The sequence below is a fragment of the Haemophilus haemolyticus genome (genome assembly GCF_003493685.1).
Lineage (GTDB): Bacteria > Pseudomonadota > Gammaproteobacteria > Enterobacterales > Pasteurellaceae > Haemophilus > Haemophilus haemolyticus_O.
The window spans coordinates 1-368 of sequence record NZ_QQJW01000037.1; the positions used below are offsets into that span (position 1 = coordinate 1).

Genomic DNA, 368 nt, shown 5'->3' on the forward strand with positions numbered 1-368 from the left:
GTTTATTTAACGATGATAACTGAAAAGTTTTATCAACTGTTCTTTAAAAAATTGGAAACAAGCTGAAAACAAGAGATTTTCGAGAGAAAGTCTGAGTAGGCAAGGCAGGAAAGTGAAAGAGGGAACTCTGGAAGCAAACCTGTTTTGCATAAAATCTTGATTGAACAAAAGCAATCAAGTGTTTAGTTGAATGAAGATACGCATCAAATTGACCGCACTTTGAAGTGAAAACGTAAAGTGATTGAAAACATTTGAGGTTGTATAGTTAAGTGACTAAGCGTACAAGGTGGATGCCTTGGCAATCAGAGGCGAAGAAGGACGTGCTAATCTGCGAAAAGCTTGGATGAGTCGATAAGAGGCGTTTAATC

The 368-nt window shown here is 37.5% G+C and carries 1 rRNA gene; it reads left to right on the top strand.

The window, feature by feature from the left end:
- Nucleotides 1-263 precede the first annotated feature (263 nt).
- Nucleotides 264-368 (top strand): 23S ribosomal RNA (locus DV434_RS10675); the annotation flags it as partial.